Genomic DNA, 16,444 nt, shown 5'->3' with positions numbered 1-16,444 from the left:
CTCGGGGGAGCAGCTGGTGACGCCACACAACGAAGCGGACAAGTGCGACTACGCCGACACAGTGTTGTTGCCGGGTGATCCGCAGCGCGCTGAGTGGATGGCGGAAACCTTTCTGGAAGCGCCGCGCTGCATCAATCGCCGACGTGGCGCGCTTGGCTTTACCGGGCTGTTTGGCGGCAAACCTGTCAGCATTCAGGCGACGGGCATCGGCGTTTCATCGTTTCTGATCTATGCGCATGAATTGCTGGAGCATTTTGGTGCGCGAACGTTGATCCGCACCGGCACCTGCGGCAGCCTGACCGCCAAGGCAAAACTGCGCAGCCTTGTCATCTCGCAATCGGCACAGGCGGAGAGCGCCCAGAGCGGTCAGGTTTTCGGCCTTTATGGACCCGCCGGCCCGGATCCCGCACTTCTCGCCTGTGCGCTGGCCAAGGCAGCCGAACTTGGCATCGACCATTGTGCCGGCCTGACGGTTTGCAGCGACATCTTCTATCACCCTGAAGGACGCGGCCGTTTTGCCGATGCGCAGGCGGCCGGAGCCCTGGTCGTCGATATGGAAACCAGCGCACTCTATCGCATCGCCGCGCATTTCGGAGCTCGTGCGCTGTCGATGTGCGTCGTGGTCGACCACATCGAGACCGGTGAACTGACCGGTTATTCCGAACGCCAGGCGCTTTTCACCGACATGAGCCGCCTGGCGCTCGCTGTCGCAGCAGAGAGCTAGAATACGGGTCTACTGGGTCAGTCCCTTGCGTACGGCAGCCACATCGTCGGATGAGACCGCCGCAGCCGCGTTGCCCCAACTGGCGCGCACATAGGTCAAGACGTCGGCGATTTCCTGGTCTTTCAGGCGCCAGGCCAGGGAGGGCATGGCAGGCGTCGTTGGCGCGTCCGCCGTATGCACGGCCTGGCTGCCGGCGAGGACGAGCCTGGCCAGCGTTTCGGAACTGCCCTGGGCGACGATCGAGTTGCCGGCAAGGGAAGGGAAAAGCACGCCCGCCCCGGCGCCATCCCCACCATGACAGGCCGAACAATTGTCACGGTAGACTGCCTCGCCCGTGGCCATCCGTGTCTCGTCAGGCTTTGCCGGTTGGGTGTTGCCGGCGTCCGAGCCCAAGCTCTTGAGATAAACGGCTACCGCCTTCAGATCCGGATCGGTCATTTTCGACGTGGAATTTTCGATGGCTTCCGCCATTGGACCTGAGGCAATCGAATGCGCGTTGACGCCGGTCTTGAGGTATTTGACCAGGTCCTCTTCCGACCATTTGCCCAAGCCCGATTGCGCATTGTTGGTGATGTCAGGGGCAAACCAGCCTTGCAGGGAGGCGCCTTGCAGGAATTCGCTATCTTTGTCCGCTCCAAGAAAGGATTTGGGCGTGTGACAGGTGCCGCAGTGTCCGGATCCCTGGACGATATAGGCACCGCGGTTCCACTCCGCCGATTTGGAGGAATCCGGCTGAAAGCTTGCTTCGGTGAAGTTGAGTGCGTTCCAGCCCAGCATCGCCAGCCGGATGTTCAACGGGAACGGCAGCTGATTGGCCTCGACCTTGTTCGATACCGGTTCAACAGATGTCAGATAGGCCCACAGGTCGGCGATATCGCTATCGTTCATCCTGGTATAGGCGGGGTAAGGCATTGCGGGGTAAAGCCGCACGCCATTGTGGCCGATGCCGGACTTCATCATGTTACGGAAATCGGCTTCCGACCAATTGCCGATGCCCGTCTCGCCGTCCGGGGTTATGTTGGGTGGCACAAGCGCGCCGAACGGCGTTTCGAGTGGCAGGCCGCCGGCCAGCGGTTTGCCTCCGGCCTGGGTATGACAGCCTGCGCAGTCGCCGAGCACGGCCTGATACTGTCCGCGTATGATCTGGTCCGCCTGGTCGGCACTCCATGCTGGAGCGATGGCGAGCGCCAAGGCGCCGATGACGAGCGTGAAAACGAGCTTCTTCATGCTTGCACCAGGGGTGCACCCGGATTGCGCAGATATTGATTGCGAATGGCATCGGCGGCACGGAAGGCGAGCGCGCCGACTGTTCCCGTCGGGTTCTTGCCGGCGTTCTGCGGGAAGGCCGAAGCGCCGATGACGAAGACGTTGGGGACGTCCCAGCTCTGCAGAAACGTGTTGACCGCGCTTCTCCTGGGGTCCGTTCCCATGATGGCGCCGCCCGTATTGTGGGTGCTCTGGTAGGGGACGCTGTCCCAGCCCTTCTTGCGGCGGCTGACGGTGTATTGCTTGCCACCGAGCGCCTTGGCGATCTCCTCCATCCGGTCGCATAGATAGTTCGACATCCGGATGTCGTTGTCGGGAAAATCGAACGTCATGCGCATCAGCGGCCGGCCGAAACGATCTTTGTAGGTCGGGTCGAGATCGAGGTAATTGTTGCGCGTCGCGTAGCTGCTTCCCTGGGACGAGTAGCCAAGCGTGCTCTTGTAGCCCTCGACGGTCGCCTTCTTCCAGGCGCTGCCCCATTTCGGTGTGCCGGGCAGGGTCGGCCTGGTTCCGATCGGACGCCCGTTGGTCGGTATGCAGTTGATGCCTGCGCCGCCGACGAAATCCAGGGCGCCATGATCGAAAGCATCACCATTGTAGTCGTCGATCGTCTGGCCGAGCGCGCCCGCAGCGATGAACGGATTGAAGTTCTTGTCGTCGAAGAACACCTGCACGCCGGCATTGGTCTGGTAGCAGTAGTTGCGCCCGACCGTTCCTTCCCCGCTGGTGGGGTCGTAGATCTTTCCGATGCCGGATAGCATCATCAGCCGGGCATTGTGCAGGCCGTAGGCGCACAGGAGCACGAGATCGGCGGGTTGGAAGTATTCCTGACCCGATGTGTCGACATAGGTCACGCCGCGCGCCGACTTGCCTCCGGGGGCCAGATCGACATGCAGCACCTCGCTGTCGGTCCGGACTTCGAAATTGGACTTCTTCATCAGCACGGGAAGGATGGTGGTCTGGGCGCTCGACTTGGAATAGTTGGCGCAGCCAAACCGTTCGCAGAACCCGCAATAGGTGCATTGACCCATGGCGATGCCGAGCGGGTTGACGTAGGCGCGTGACATGTTGGCGGATGGGGTGGGGAAGGGGTGCAGTCCGATCGACCGGCCGACCTCGGCAAACAGGGTCGGCGCGTAGGTCATCTGCATAGGCGGGTTCGGATAATCCCGTGACCTCGGGTCCTCGAACGGATTGCCGCCTTCCTGCAACTCACCCTTGATGTTGCCGGCCTTGCCCGAGATTCCCGCCAGATATTCGAAGCGGTCGTAATAGGGCTCCATCTCCGTGCCGGTCACGCCCCAGTCCTCGACCTGGAGATCGGCGATTCTCGACGCGCCGTATTTCTTAGTCAGATTGGTCTTTATCTGAAAGTCGGAATCCCAGAACCGCCAAGTGTGGCCGTTCCAGTGAACACCCGCGCCGCCGACGCCGTTGCCGGGTAGAAAGGAGCCGAAATCGCGCATCGGCAGCGCCGTCTGCGACGGGTCGTTGCGCACCGTCATGGTTTCCACGGTCGGCTGCAGGAAGAGGTCGCGCCGCACGCTGTAGCGCAACTCATCCTGCGCATAACCGATGTTGAAATCGGTTGCCGTGTCGCGCCAGGGACCACGCTCGATGGCCAGCACGTCCAGGCCCTGATCGGTCAATTCATGGGCAAGAATGGATCCCGTCCAACCGAGACCGACGATCACGACGTCTTTGCGAGGCAGTATCTTGGTCATGATCAGGCGCCTTTCCCGAGCCATTCGGGACGCCCGATAATCGAGACAGGCGGCTGCGGGTATGGCTGATTGTGTTTGCTGACATGGTCCCGGTAGTCGTAGCGGGCACCGGGAAAACCGAGCATGCGCCACGACACCATGTCCTTGTTGCCGCCATAGACAGGATCGGCAAAGAACCCTTCCATGGTGTTCTGCAGCAGCAGCCCGAAGAACGCCGGACCCTTGACGCCATTCGGCAGGTCGACTTTCCCAGCCTCCATGGCCGTCAGGAAGGCATCCTGTTCGGCCCGTGCAAGCTCGACGAACGTCTTGCCATCCCGCTGTTTCAGGAAGGCGTCGATGGCCGCAAGCCCGGCGCGGTAACGTTGCGCCGGATTGGCCTCGCCCTGATAGCCCTGCGTGGGCAGTCCGGGCAAAAACGGCCCTTGTGTGTAGAGCCGGCTCGAGGCTCCGTACGCCCCCATCAACTGGCTGTCGATATAGACGGCGCAACCGGCTTCCTTGCCGCCCATGCTGAGCTCGTCGGCAGGAATGATGCGGTCGACGATCGCCTCGACAAGGGCTGCTTCCTGGGCTGAGAAAAAATGCCAGCCACCGGCCACGACCTGCGTTGGTGGATCGGATGCCATTGGCGTCCAGGGCAGAGTGCCCGAGAACGACCGCGCAAAACCGGCCGATGTCGCGGTTGCGGTAAATATTGCGACTGAGGACAGGAAAAGACGCCGATTCATTCGAACAGGATTGCGATGGTCCATATTAGGAATCTCGAAAATAAGAGGACGCGCTCGGGAAGTGACGCCCAAGTAATCATGACAAAGGTAGTTAGGTTAAGTCGCAGATCGAATGTTGGTAGACTGCGAGATGAAAATGACCTCGTCAACCACATCACAAAATCGTTAGCGATGGTTCGTCTACTGCCAATCAGGTCTGATTGTGTTGTTGAAGCCCGATGGCTGTCTGGGAAGTCGGGCCATGATCCCGCGAAGCATCCGACCTACCTGCCCGGATGCTGGACCGATAGAAACAGAGTCGTGCCATCAGGCATGAATCAGGGACCGGTCCTTGACCGGCTGGCGTTCGAGGTCGCGGTCAACAGTTAGAGCTAGGCGGCTTCGCGCTTCGGCACCATCTGCTCTTCCATGCCCGGCCGGTGGCCGCGCAGGTAGAGCGCGCAGGTGGTGCGCAGCATCGACGCGAAGTTCGGAATGGCGCCGTTGATCTCGATGGCTTCGTCATAAAGCTTCGAGATGAATTTTGGCGTCGTCAAACCCTGGTTTTCGGCGATTTCGTCCAGCAAAGCCCAGAATGTCGCTTCAAGCTGGATGCTGGTCGAGTGGCCGTCGATGCGAATCGACCGGTTGATCTGGCGATAGCCTTCGGGATCCTGGCCCGCAAACACCCTGCACATCCGACAAACCTCCCATGATTGTTGGTCTTGGGTGGACGGGCGTGCAGCCTGACACTGCTCAACCTGTCCCCACATGCATTGTCGGGCAAAATTGGCGGAACGGCAATCGGACTTTCGTCCCCGTCGCCGAAGCAGGGCAATTCACGGGTCTTGAGCGTGGTAACCGGCTGCCACCACCTTTTTTCCGCGCTGCCCATAATCGTTTCCACACATTAGGACGGAGACTGATTTGGCAAAAGCGATCCATTCCATGATCCGGGTTCTCGACGAGGCCCGATCCGTCGATTTCTACAGAAATGCCTTCGGGCTCGATGTCGGCGACAGGCTGGACTTCGAGACATTCACGCTTGTTTACCTCAGCAATGCCGAGACAGGGTTCGAACTCGAACTGACCGTGAACAAGGATCGGCAGGGCCCCTACGGGCTCGGCGACGGCTACGGTCACCTGGCGGTCTCGGTCGCCGATCTCGACAGCGAACATGACCGTCTCGGCGCGCTAGGCCTCAACCCGAAGAAGATCGTCGAGTTCAACCGCGACGGGGCGCTGATCGCCCGCTTTTTCTTCATCGAGGATCCGGACGGCTACAAGATCGAAGTTCTGCAACGCGGAGGTCGCTTCCAATAGGGGACATAGCAACCGCACCGGCAGGTGCGGCGCCAGCAACGGCACTTTCAAGAGTGCACATAGCAAGCAGGGAGGAATAAAATGGTCACGATCTATGACGCGAAGCCCGGGCTTTCACGTCGCGAGCTTCTCAAACGCGGTGGCATCGGCGCGCTGCTCGTCATCTCTGGCAGTGCCGTCATCAGTCCCGAACATGCATGGGGGCTCGAGACATCGGCACTCAAGCCCGAAACCATGGCGACGCTGATCCAGATGGCGCGCGACATCTATCCGCACGATCAGGTTCCCGACAAATATTACGCCATTGCCGTGAAAGGCCATGACGAGCAGGCCGGCAAGGACGCCGCCTACAAGGCGATGATCGAAGACGGCATCGCCGACCTCGACAAGAAGTCCGGTGACGGCGGCTACCGCGGCCTCGGCTGGGAGGACCAGCGCGTCGGCGTGCTGAAGCAGATCGAGGCGACGCCGTTCTTCCAGGCCATCCGTGGCGGCCTCGTCGTCAGCCTCTACAACCAGAAAGAGGTGTGGCCGATCTTCGGTTACGAGGGCGAGTCCTATTCCAAGGGCGGCTACATCGCGCGCGGTTTCAACGACATAGAGTGGCTCTGAGCCCCGTCGTTCCTGAACCCGCAAACAGAAATCATGGGAGGAAACCATGGCAGCTTCATTTGATCTGAACAACGACGGCGTGGTCGTCATCATCGGTTCGGGCGCCGGCGGCGGCACGCTCGGCAACGAACTCGCCCAGAAGGGTGTCGACGTCGTCATCCTGGAAGCCGGCGCGCGCCACGAATATGAGGATTTCATCAATGACGAGTGGGGCTCGTTCGCCCAGCTCGCCTGGACGGACAAGCGCACCACCTCCGGTGACTGGCGTGTGGCCAAGGATTTTCCGAACCTGCCGGCCTGGATCGTCAAGTCGGTCGGCGGTTCGACGACGCATTGGGCGGGAGCCTCGCTGCGCTTCCAGGAGCATGAGTTCAAGACACTGTCGACCTACGGCAAACTGGAAGGCGCCAATTTGCTCGACTGGCCGATCACGCTCGCCGAGATGGAACCCTACTACGCCAAGGCCGAAGCCAAGATGGGCGTCACCGGCACCAATGACTGGCCGCGGCTGCCGGGCAACAACAATTTCAAGGTGCTGAAGGCCGGCGCAGACAAGCTCGGCTACAAGGAATGCCACACCGGCAATATGGCGATCAATTCGGTCGAGCGCGACGATCGTAATTCCTGCCAGCAGACCGGCTTCTGCTTCCAGGGCTGCAAATGGGGCGCCAAATGGTCGACGCTCTACACCGAGATACCCAAGGGCGAGGCGACGGGCCATCTCGAAGTCAGGCCGAACGCCATGGCGATCAAGATCAACCATGATGCTAGCGGAAAGGTGACCGGCGTCGTCTATGCCGACAAGGACGGCAAGCTCCAGGAGCAGAAGGCGCGCATCGTCGCCGTCGCGGGAAATTCGATCGAGAGCCCAAGGCTGCTGCTCAATTCGGCATCGGGCAAATTCCCTGACGGTCTTGCCAACTCGTCGGGGCAGGTGGGCAAGAACTACATGCGCCACACCACCGGCTCGGTCTATGCCATCTTCGACAAACCGGTGCACATGTATCGCGGCACCACCATGGCCGGCATCATCCGCGACGAGGCGCGCCATGATCCGTCACGTGGTTTCGTCGGCGGCTACGAGTTCGAGACGCTGTCACTGGGTCTGCCGTTCATGGCGGCCTTCCTCGATCCCGGCGCCTGGGGCCGCTCGTTCACCACCGCACTCGACCACTACGACCACATGGCCGGCCTGTGGATTGTCGGCGAGGACATGCCGCGCGCGGAGAATCGCATCACGCTGCATGCCGACGAGAAGGACGCGCACGGCATGCCGATCGCCGACGTGCATTTCGACGATCATCCGAACGACACAGCGATGCGCAACCACGCCTACAAGCAGGCCACGGCGCTCTATGCTGCGGTTGGTGCCACGCGCACCTTCCCGACGCCGCCCTATCCGTCGACCCACAATCTCGGCACCAACCGGATGAGCGAGAAGGCGGCCGACGGCGTCGTCAACAAGCACGGCCAGGCGCACGACATCAAGAACCTGTTCGTGTCGGATGGCAGCCAGTTCACGACCGGAGCCGCCGAAAACCCGACCCTGACGATCGTGTCGCTGGCGATCCGCCAGGCCGGCTACATCGCCGCGCAGATGTCGGCCAAGACGATCTAGTCACATCCTCCCGACTGCCTGCTGGCGCGGAACCCACAAGGTTCCGCGCCTTTTCTTGCAGCCTCATTGCCTGGTGCAGGTCGAGGCGGTGAAGGCGCCGTCGGGTTGCTTCATGATGATGTCGAAGGAGGGCGTGCTCTGGCCGTCCAGCGTTGCCTGGGTCAGCGACAGCGAGTTGCCGCCGGCGGTATAGCCGCCCAGCGGTCCCAACCAGGAGATCACGCCGTTTGCATCCATTTGATAGTTGTACCCCTGCTGCGCGGTGCCGAGGCCGGTATAAATTGGGCCGCTGTAGACGTTCCCCTTGATGGTGATGTCGCCGAGGCTGAGGAACATGCCGAGCAGGTAGACCTCGCAGTGATAGATACCGTCGGGCATCTTGCCATCGCTGAAATCGGCTCGTGCGGTCCCGGTTGCTGCCGCCAGAAGCAGTATGCCGATAAGGATGCGTGAAATGCCTGAAGCCATGACGTCGCTCGTTTGAGGAGCGAGCTTGCCCCATTTTTGCACCGCGCCGCAATATCGGTCGTCGGTGATCCACCTGCGAAGATCAAAATCTAGGCATCTAGCAGAGGTGGGCGAAAATTAGGCATCTGTCGCGTGCGTTGCGCAAATTTCTCTCAATCAATTTTTAACCGGTTCTCTTTGTTTTTATAAGCTTAATATTTCAAGACACTGATAATTCTGGATTTATTGGTCTCCATTGGCGTCGCCAAGCGATTGGCATGGGGGTTGCATTGTAGTGTTGCGGTGCAATCAACCAGCTTGGGAGTCTGTAATATGAGGGGTAATTTCTCGACCATAACAAGAATGTTTTCGGCGAGCGTGGTTGCCGCCGGCCTGTTGATGTCCGCTCCCGCCAAGGCTGCCGACGACACGATCAAGGTCGGCATTCTCCATTCGCTGTCGGGGACCATGGCGATTTCGGAGACGACGCTGAAGGACGCCATGCTGATGCTCATCGACGAGCAGAACGCCAAGGGCGGCCTGCTCGGCAAGAAGCTCGAGGCGGTGGTCGTCGATCCGGCTTCCAACTGGCCGCTGTTTGCCGAAAAGGCGCGCGAGCTGATCTCCAAGGACAAGGTCGCGGCGGTGTTCGGCTGCTGGACCTCGGTGTCGCGCAAGTCGGTTCTCCCGGTGTTCTCCGAACTCGACAACATCCTGTTTTATCCCGTCCAGTATGAGGGCGAGGAGAGCGAGCGCAACGTGTTCTACACGGGTGCGGCGCCGAACCAGCAGGCCATCCCGGCCGTCGACTATCTCATGAGCGAGGATGGCGGTTCGGTGAAGCGCTGGGTGCTGGAAGGCACCGACTACGTCTATCCGCGCACCACCAACAAGATCCTCGAAGCCTATCTGAAGGCAAAGGGCGTGGCGGCGGAAGACATCATGGTCAATTACACGCCGTTCGGCTTCTCCGACTGGCAGACCGAGGTTTCGGCGATCAAGAAGTTCGGTTCGGCCGGCAAGAAGACCGCCGTCGTCTCGACCGTCAACGGCGACGCCAACGTGCCGTTCTACAAGGAACTCGGCAACCAGGGCATCAAGGCCGAGGACATCCCGGTCATGGCATTCTCGGTCGGCGAGGAAGAGCTTGCCGGTCTCGACACCGCGCCGCTGGTTGGCCATCTCGCCGCCTGGAATTACTTTGAGAGCGTCGACACGCCCGAAAACAAAAAGTTCATCGCCGACTGGCACAAGTTCATCAAGAACGACAAGCGCACCACCAACGACCCGATGGAAGCCCACTATATCGGCTTCAACATGTGGGTGAAGGCGGTCGAGAAGGCCGGCACCACCGATCCGGACAAGGTCATCGACGCCATGATCGGTGTCTCGGTGCCGAACCTGACCGGCGGCTATTCGACGATGATGCCGAACCACCACATCACCAAGCCGGTGCTGATCGGTGAAATCCAGGCCGACGGCCAGTTCGAAACCGTGTCGCGCACACCAGGCTTGGTGATGGGAGACGAATGGTCCGACTATCTGCCTGACTCCAAGGACCTGATCTCCGATTGGCGCGCGCCTCTGTCCTGCGGCAACTTCAATGTCGCCACCGGCAAGTGCGGCGGCAAGGGCACAAACTGATCCTCCCCGGGCTGGACCTTCAGGTCCATGCCCATGACCGCGCGCGTCCGGACGGCTTCCTCCGCCGTCCGGACGCCCAATTCAACCTTCTTCAAAGGTCACCTGGAGCCGATGAACCTGTTTCGCGCCATTGGTCTGACGCTGTTGTTCCTGCTGGCGACGCTGTCGTCATCGGGCGCAAGCGAAGCCGATCTGCGCGGCATCATCGCCAAATTCGCGACGGCCAAGGGTTTTTCGGAGATCGGAGCCGTCGTCCACGAACTGGCGGCCACCGGCGATCCGGCTGTGGAACGGCCGCTTGCGGCACTCGCCGACGGCAACCTTTATGTCCGCAAGGCCGATTCCCTGGTGTTTGCCGGCAAGGAAGCGGGCGAAAGCGTCCAGCTTTCCAACCCGTTGAGCGGCGAGGCATCGGGCGAGGCCGCCAAGGACGACATCACCAAGATCAAGGTCAACAACACGCTGCGCCGCGTCATCCGCGACGCGTTGGGCACGCTGACGCTTGGCGCCAAGGACCCGGCCGTGCGTATTGCCGCCGCCGATACCATGTTCAAGACCCCTGATGCGGCAAACATCGGGCCGCTCGACACGGCAATCGCCAGCGAGAGCGTGGCCAGCGTCAAGGCTCTGCTCGAACAGGCTCGTGCCGCCTCCGTGCTGGTCTCCGATCAGCCTGAAGCCGACAAGCTTGCTGCCATCGCGCTGATCGGGGCGCGGGGCGACCGCGATGCGGTTTCGCTGCTGACTTCGGTCGAGGCGAATTCCACGGACGCAGTCAAGGAAGCTGCCACGGCCGCGATCGCCAACATCAATTCGACGCTGGCCTTCTGGGATGCCGGTCAGAACATCTGGTACGGCATTTCGCTGGGCTCGGTGCTGCTGCTGGCGGCGATCGGCCTTGCCATCACCTTCGGCGTCATGGGCGTCATCAACATGGCGCATGGCGAGATGGTTATGCTCGGCGCCTACACGACCTTCGTCGTCCAGCAAGTGATCCGTACGTCCTTTCCGGACCTATTCGACTGGTCGCTGGTCATCGCGCTGCCGCTCGCTTTCCTCGTCTCGGCCCTGGTTGGCCTGATCATCGAGCGCGGCGTCATCCGTTTCCTTTATGGCCGGCCGCTGGAAACACTGCTGGCGACATGGGGCGTTTCGCTCATCCTGCAGCAAGCGGTGCGCTCGATCTTCGGGCCGACCAACCAGGAGGTCGGCAACCCCTCCTGGATGTCGGGCTCGTTCAATGTCGGGCAGCTTGCGATCACCTGGAACCGGCTATGGATCCTGGTTTTCGCGCTCACCGTGTTCGCGGTGCTGCTCTACGTGATGAAGCGTACGCCCTGGGGCTTGCAAATGCGCGCCGTCACCGCCAACCGGCGCATGGCCGCCTCCATGGGCATCAGGACGCCATGGGTCGACGCGCTGACCTTCGCGCTCGGCTCCGGCATTGCCGGCATTGCCGGTGTCGCGCTCAGCCAGATCGACAATGTCTCGCCCAATCTCGGCCGCGGCTACATCATCGACAGCTTCATGGTCGTCGTCTTCGGTGGTGTCGGCAATCTGTGGGGTACGCTGGTCGGCGCCTTCTCGCTCGGCATCGTCAACAAGTTCCTCGAGCCCTATGCCGGCGCGGTGCTCGGCAAGATCGTCGTGCTGGTGCTGATCATCCTGTTCATCCAGAAGCGCCCGCGCGGCCTGTTCGCGCTCAAGGGCAGGGCGGTGGAAGCATGATCACGGGACGCTTCTTCGCCGCGGGTGCGGACCGCCGCATCGCCATCACGATCTTCATCCTGTTGGCTGTGGCCGTCATCGTGCCGCTGCTCAACCTGGCCGTTTCGCCGGCCAACGCCTTCTATGTGCCATCCTACATCGTCGCGCTGACCGGCAAATATCTCTGCTATGCGCTGCTCGCCTTGGCGCTCGATCTTGTCTGGGGCTATTGCGGCATTCTCTCGCTCGGCCACGGCGCCTTCTTCGCGCTCGGCGGTTATGCGATGGGCATGTATCTGATGCGCCAGATCGGCTCGCGCGGCGTCTATGGCAACCCGATCCTGCCCGACTTCATGGTGTTCCTGAACTACAAGGAATTGCCGTGGTTCTGGTATGGCTTCGACCATTTCTGGTTTGCCGGCCTCATGGTGCTGGCGGTGCCTGGCCTGCTGGCTTTCGTCTTCGGCTGGTTCGCCTTCCGCAGCCGCGTCACCGGCGTTTATCTCTCGATCATCACCCAGGCGATGACTTATGCGCTGCTGCTTGCCTTTTTCCGCAACGATATGGGTTTCGGCGGCAACAACGGCCTGACCGATTTCAAGGATATTCTGGGCTTCAACGTGCAGGCCGACGCGACGCGTTCGGCGCTGTTTGCCGCCAGTGCGGTCACGCTCGCGGTCGCCGTCTTCGTCACCTGGGCGATCGTCGGCTCCAAATACGGCAAGCTCTTGATGGCGGTACGCGATGCCGAGAGCCGCACGCGCTTCCTTGGCTGGCGGGCGGAGAACGTAAAACTGTTCGCCTTCACCGTCTCGGCCGTCATGGCCGGCATCGCCGGCGCGCTCTACGTGCCGCAGGTCGGCATCATCAACCCCGGCGAATTCGAGCCGGCCAATTCGATTGAAGTCGTGGTATGGGCGGCCGTCGGCGGGCGCGGCACCATCGTCGGGCCGATCATCGGTGCGTTGCTGGTCAATGCCGGCAAGTCCTGGTTCACCGGCGTGCTGCCGGAATTCTGGCTGTTTGCCTTGGGTGGGCTGTTCGTCGCCGTCACGCTTTTGCTGCCCAAGGGCATCATCGGCATGTGGGATTCCTGGCGCGGCAACGCCAGAGCGTTGCGAGCAGCCTCGATTGCCGAGGAAGCCGGCGCCGACCCTGACGTCCAGCCGCCGGCGAAGATCGTGCGCAGCGCGGCGAGAAAGCCCGGCGACTGGTCCGCATCCAGCCCCGAACCGCAGCCGGCGGAGTGAGCGACCATGTCAAAGTCGAACACCATCCTCTATCTCGACGGCGTCTCGGTTTCCTTCGATGGCTTTCGCGCCATCAACAATCTGTCACTGGTGCTCGACAAGGGCGAGATGCGCGCCATCATCGGCCCCAACGGCGCCGGCAAGACGACGATGATGGACATCGTCACCGGCAAGACGCGGCCCGACGAGGGCGAGGTGTTCTTCGACGGCCAGGTCGATCTCACGAAGCATGACGAGGCCGAGATCGCCATGATGGGCATCGGCCGCAAGTTCCAGAAGCCGACCGTGTTCGAAAGCCACACGATCGAAGAGAACCTGATGCTGGCGCTGAAGGGGCCGCGCTCGATCTTCCCGGCGCTGTTTCATCGCCGCTCGGCAGCCGAGATGCGGCAGATCGACGACATCCTCGGCATCATCCGGCTTGGCGACAAGCGCAACGAATTCGCAGCCAATCTCAGTCATGGACAAAAGCAGTGGCTCGAGATCGGCATGCTCTTGGCGCAGGATCCGAAACTGCTTCTGGTCGACGAACCGGTCGCCGGCATGACCGACGCAGAGACCGAGGAAACCGCACGGCTGCTCAAGGACATCGCGCGCGACCATTCGGTCATCGTCGTCGAGCACGACATGCATTTCGTGCGCGAACTCGGCGTCAAGGTCACCTGCCTGCATGAGGGCTCGGTGCTTAGCGAAGGCACACTCGATTTCGTATCGGCCGACGAGCGCGTCGTCGAAGTCTATTTGGGGAGATGAATATGGTCTGGCGGGTGCAATTCCATCGCTTCGATCTGTCGTTTCTCCGATTCTGGAGAAGGCGCTGACATGCTCGAAGTTTCCAATGCCACGCTGCACTACGGCGCCGCCCAGGCGCTGCGCGGCGTGTCGCTGAAGGCGGGCGCCGGCAAGATTACTTGCGTACTCGGCCGCAACGGCGTCGGCAAGACCAGTTTGATGAGATCGATCGTCGGCCACCACCGGCTGACGAGCGGAAGCGTTGCCTTCGAGGGGAAGGCGCTCGACCGGAGCGCGGCGTATGACCGCGCCCGGTCGGGCATCGCATTCGTGCCGCAGGGCAGGGAAATCTTTCCGCTGCTCACCGTGCGGGAGAACCTGGAATCAGGCTTTGCACCGCTGAAGCGGGCCGACCGCAACATTCCGGCGCATGTCTTCGAGCTGTTCCCGGTGCTGAAGCAGATGCTCGGTCGCCGTGGCGGCGATCTTTCCGGCGGGCAGCAGCAGCAGCTCGCCATCGGCAGGGCATTGGTGATGCGGCCGAAGCTGTTGGTGCTCGACGAGCCGACCGAAGGCATCCAGCCGTCGATCATCAAGGATATCGGCCGCGCCATCCGCTATCTGCGCGACCAGGCCGGCATCGCGGTGCTTTTGGTCGAACAATATCTCGATTTCTGCCGAGAGCTCGCCGACGAGGTCAACATCATGGACCGGGGTCTGATCGTCCATACCGGCCCGGCGGAAGATTTGGACCGTGCTGATGTCAGGAAGTTCCTGACCGTCTAGAATCGTCGTCGGACTTCAGTTGACGGTCCGAAATCATTCGCAAGTCTAATATTTCTCCGATCCAGCCATCTGCGTCACTAGCGCACCATGAGCTGCGTGCTAGTCTTTCCCATGGCTTTTGTGAGTCGGCCGCTTCCGTATCAGTCTGGTTATCGCAGATCGAGGGCGCGGCTAGCACCGGGCAAGTTTCACGCAAGCAAAGCTTCCTAGCTTCCCTCCTGCGATCTCTGTCGTTCAAACGCGTTTGGGCACACAGGCTAAGGGACAGCCATGGAACGTTACGTCGAGGACTACCAGAAGCGGCGGCTTACCGAACGCGTCGACATCATCGCTGCCATCAATATCTTGAGGTCACAGGGCTGCGAATACGACGACCTGATCGAAGAGATCACCAAGGTCTTCTATGTCGACCTGGATGCCTTCAATGAAATCGTCATGGCGGCATAGGGTCGCTTAGATCGCAGTCGGTTTACATCACTGACGCAGCATAGCTGATCGCTCTGCGCGCGGGCTTAACTATCTGCCCCCGAGCTCCAACATATCGAAATGCCCTTCATCTAGTTGTCCTGCCGGCGCTTCTCGATTTGGTAGGTCAGCCAACGGCAGAACATCCCGACGATGGACAGCGCTGCGCCGCCAATCAAACAGGCGGTAAGCACTGGGCTTTTTGCAGCGCTCGACCAACTCACGATGGCGAGCAGGATCACACTCCCGGTCGAGATTAAATAACCGATCCCCTTCAGAAGGTGCAGCGAAGCTTTTGTCATGCATGGGCTCTCCCGACAGGTTTTGCCTTTCGGAACATTCTTCGCGTTGTGAAGTTCCATCGCTGCCACACAACCAAAAGCGAGAGGCATCTTGATGCCCAATTATCTGAAGCTGACCACAATCACGAAGGGCCTCATCAGAGTGGTGGTCGAAACGCCACGTGGCGCGACGGCGAAACTGGCCTTCGAGCCGCGAACGCAGATGTTCGGCTATGTCCGTCCCTTGCCGGTCGGCATGATGTATCCCTATGACTGGGGCTTCATTCCTTCGACGCTAGGCGAAGACGGCGACCCTCTTGATGGGCTTGTGATTCATCAGGCAGCCACGGCTCCCGGAGTCGTGATCAAATGCAACTTGCTAGGCGCCTTGCGCGTCAAGCAGAAGGACGAAGGCGGTGAGGTTCTGCGCAACGACCGCTATGTCTTCTGTCCGCACAGGGAGGATGCTCCCGATGAGCCCGTTGCGGCGGATCACGTTCCAGATGACCTGCGGCGTGAGATCGAGCAGTTCTTTGTCTCCTCGGTGCTTGGAACCGGCAAGACCATCAAGTTTAAAGGCTGGCAAAATGCCGCCGAAGCTCGCAAGGCCATCAAGATAGGTGTGAAGGCCTTTTCAGCTCGCCGTTGAGTGGATCGAGGTTGCGACTCTCGCTGGCTGCCCGTCTAATTCCAGCACGTGCTGCCCGTCAGACTTTATCGCGCGGTATCAATCCACGCGGAACCGTTCGTCCGGTCGCAGGTTGCAACAGTTCCAACAGGAGATGCAGCTATGGATCACACCAACCACGTACGCCTTACCAGCAATGAATTGACCTCCGACATACTCGACGGCGCGACCATTTACGGTGCGGAGGATGAGAAGGTCGGTACAGTCTCTCACTTGCACGGCAGCGAGGTCGTCGTCGACGTCGGCGGCTTCCTGGGCATCGGCGCAAAACCGGTTGCCGTACCGGCCAACCAGCTGGACTTCATGCGCGACGAGAACGGCGACGTTCATGCGGTCACCACTTGGACCAAAGAACAGCTCAAGGCCATGCCCGAGCATCAGGATTGAGGATCAACAGGGGCTGGCTTCGGCTGGCCCCCAACTTTGTAAGGATGACAGGGTGACGTGGCCGAGGCGGAAGCCGCCAG

Annotated in this window: 18 protein-coding genes; 12 read left to right on the top strand and 6 right to left on the bottom strand. The window is 60.9% G+C overall.

Features of this window, described 5'->3' with window-relative positions; translation table 11 throughout:
* Positions 1–16 precede the first annotated feature (16 nt).
* Positions 17–724, top strand: coding sequence for a purine-nucleoside phosphorylase (locus C8D77_RS25565; protein WP_109669379.1), 708 nt, complete (start codon positions 17–19; stop codon positions 722–724).
* Between the two features lie 9 nt (positions 725–733).
* Here C8D77_RS25565 and C8D77_RS25560 read toward each other — a convergent pair whose 3' ends face one another.
* From C8D77_RS25560 to C8D77_RS25545, 4 genes are all read right to left on the bottom strand, one after another.
* Positions 734–1,951: a cytochrome c gene (locus tag C8D77_RS25560; protein WP_109669243.1), complete on the bottom strand. Its 1,218-nt coding sequence runs from the start codon at positions 1,949–1,951 to the stop codon at positions 734–736.
* Positions 1,948–3,714 carry a GMC family oxidoreductase gene (locus C8D77_RS25555; protein ID WP_109669376.1) on the bottom strand — a complete coding sequence of 589 codons (1,767 nt, stop codon included), beginning with the start codon at positions 3,712–3,714 and terminating at the stop codon, positions 1,948–1,950. Before C8D77_RS25555 ends, C8D77_RS25560 begins: the two co-directional genes overlap by 4 nt.
* 2 nt (positions 3,715–3,716) lie before the next feature.
* The gene (locus C8D77_RS25550) at positions 3,717–4,343 is read right to left on the bottom strand and encodes a gluconate 2-dehydrogenase subunit 3 family protein (protein ID WP_245462839.1); all 627 of its coding nucleotides are present in this window, start codon (positions 4,341–4,343) and stop codon (positions 3,717–3,719) included.
* A gap of 473 nt (positions 4,344–4,816) precedes the next feature.
* Positions 4,817–5,122: a ribbon-helix-helix domain-containing protein gene (locus C8D77_RS25545; RefSeq protein ID WP_109669237.1), complete on the bottom strand. Its 306-nt coding sequence runs from the start codon at positions 5,120–5,122 to the stop codon at positions 4,817–4,819.
* Positions 5,123–5,351: 229 nt separating this feature from the next.
* Between C8D77_RS25545 and C8D77_RS25540 the strand changes: the two genes are divergently transcribed.
* The 3 genes from C8D77_RS25540 (at position 5,352) to C8D77_RS25530 (ending at position 7,977) form a co-directional block, all read left to right on the top strand.
* A complete protein-coding gene (locus tag C8D77_RS25540; protein WP_109669234.1) occupies positions 5,352–5,747 on the top strand; it encodes a VOC family protein in 396 nt (131 codons plus the stop codon).
* 81 nt (positions 5,748–5,828) lie between these two features.
* Positions 5,829–6,359, top strand: a complete 531-nt coding sequence (locus C8D77_RS25535; RefSeq protein ID WP_109669231.1) for a Twin-arginine translocation pathway signal — start codon at positions 5,829–5,831, stop codon at positions 6,357–6,359.
* A gap of 46 nt (positions 6,360–6,405) precedes the next feature.
* A complete protein-coding gene (locus C8D77_RS25530) occupies positions 6,406–7,977 on the top strand; it encodes a GMC family oxidoreductase (RefSeq protein ID WP_109669229.1) in 1,572 nt (523 codons plus the stop codon).
* Positions 7,978–8,040: 63 nt separating this feature from the next.
* On the opposite strand, the gene C8D77_RS25525 is transcribed toward C8D77_RS25530, so the two are convergent.
* Positions 8,041–8,445, bottom strand: a complete 405-nt coding sequence (locus C8D77_RS25525; RefSeq protein WP_109669227.1) for a hypothetical protein — start codon at positions 8,443–8,445, stop codon at positions 8,041–8,043.
* 312 nt (positions 8,446–8,757) lie between these two features.
* On the opposite strand from C8D77_RS25525, the gene urtA reads away from it, so the two are divergent.
* The 6 genes from urtA (at position 8,758) to C8D77_RS25495 (ending at position 14,990) form a co-directional block, all read left to right on the top strand.
* Complete coding sequence (urtA, locus tag C8D77_RS25520) at positions 8,758–10,068, top strand: urea ABC transporter substrate-binding protein (protein ID WP_109669224.1); 1,311 nt, start codon at positions 8,758–8,760, stop codon at positions 10,066–10,068.
* Between the two features lie 111 nt (positions 10,069–10,179).
* On the top strand, positions 10,180–11,796 hold the full coding sequence (urtB, locus tag C8D77_RS25515; RefSeq protein WP_109669374.1) for an urea ABC transporter permease subunit UrtB: 1,617 nt from the start codon (positions 10,180–10,182) through the stop codon (positions 11,794–11,796).
* The gene (gene urtC, locus C8D77_RS25510; protein ID WP_109669221.1) at positions 11,793–13,025 is read left to right on the top strand and encodes an urea ABC transporter permease subunit UrtC; all 1,233 of its coding nucleotides are present in this window, start codon (positions 11,793–11,795) and stop codon (positions 13,023–13,025) included. The genes urtB and urtC overlap by 4 nt, the downstream gene beginning before the upstream one ends.
* Before the next feature lie 6 nt (positions 13,026–13,031).
* Positions 13,032–13,778 carry an urea ABC transporter ATP-binding protein UrtD gene (urtD, locus tag C8D77_RS25505; RefSeq protein WP_109669218.1) on the top strand — a complete coding sequence of 249 codons (747 nt, stop codon included), beginning with the start codon at positions 13,032–13,034 and terminating at the stop codon, positions 13,776–13,778.
* Positions 13,779–13,847: 69 nt separating this feature from the next.
* Positions 13,848–14,543 carry an urea ABC transporter ATP-binding subunit UrtE gene (gene urtE / locus C8D77_RS25500; protein ID WP_109669216.1) on the top strand — a complete coding sequence of 232 codons (696 nt, stop codon included), beginning with the start codon at positions 13,848–13,850 and terminating at the stop codon, positions 14,541–14,543.
* Positions 14,544–14,813: 270 nt separating this feature from the next.
* The gene (locus tag C8D77_RS25495) at positions 14,814–14,990 is read left to right on the top strand and encodes a hypothetical protein (RefSeq protein WP_081294751.1); all 177 of its coding nucleotides are present in this window, start codon (positions 14,814–14,816) and stop codon (positions 14,988–14,990) included.
* Between the two features lie 110 nt (positions 14,991–15,100).
* Here the strand turns inward: C8D77_RS25495 and C8D77_RS25490 are convergent, their stop codons facing one another.
* Positions 15,101–15,310, bottom strand: a complete 210-nt coding sequence (locus C8D77_RS25490) for a hypothetical protein (protein WP_127263653.1) — start codon at positions 15,308–15,310, stop codon at positions 15,101–15,103.
* A 94-nt stretch (positions 15,311–15,404) separates the two neighbouring features.
* Between C8D77_RS25490 and C8D77_RS25485 the strand changes: the two genes are divergently transcribed.
* Both C8D77_RS25485 and C8D77_RS25480 read left to right on the top strand, forming a co-directional pair.
* A complete protein-coding gene (locus tag C8D77_RS25485) occupies positions 15,405–15,938 on the top strand; it encodes an inorganic diphosphatase (protein WP_109669211.1) in 534 nt (177 codons plus the stop codon).
* A gap of 141 nt (positions 15,939–16,079) precedes the next feature.
* Positions 16,080–16,364: a PRC-barrel domain-containing protein gene (locus C8D77_RS25480; protein WP_109669208.1), complete on the top strand. Its 285-nt coding sequence runs from the start codon at positions 16,080–16,082 to the stop codon at positions 16,362–16,364.
* Positions 16,365–16,444: the final 80 nt, after the last annotated feature.

Source organism: Mesorhizobium loti (assembly GCF_003148495.1).
Classification (GTDB): domain Bacteria; phylum Pseudomonadota; class Alphaproteobacteria; order Rhizobiales; family Rhizobiaceae; genus Mesorhizobium; species Mesorhizobium loti.
Note: the sequence above shows the minus strand (reverse complement) of the source record. Positions and strands in the feature narration are given on the sequence as shown.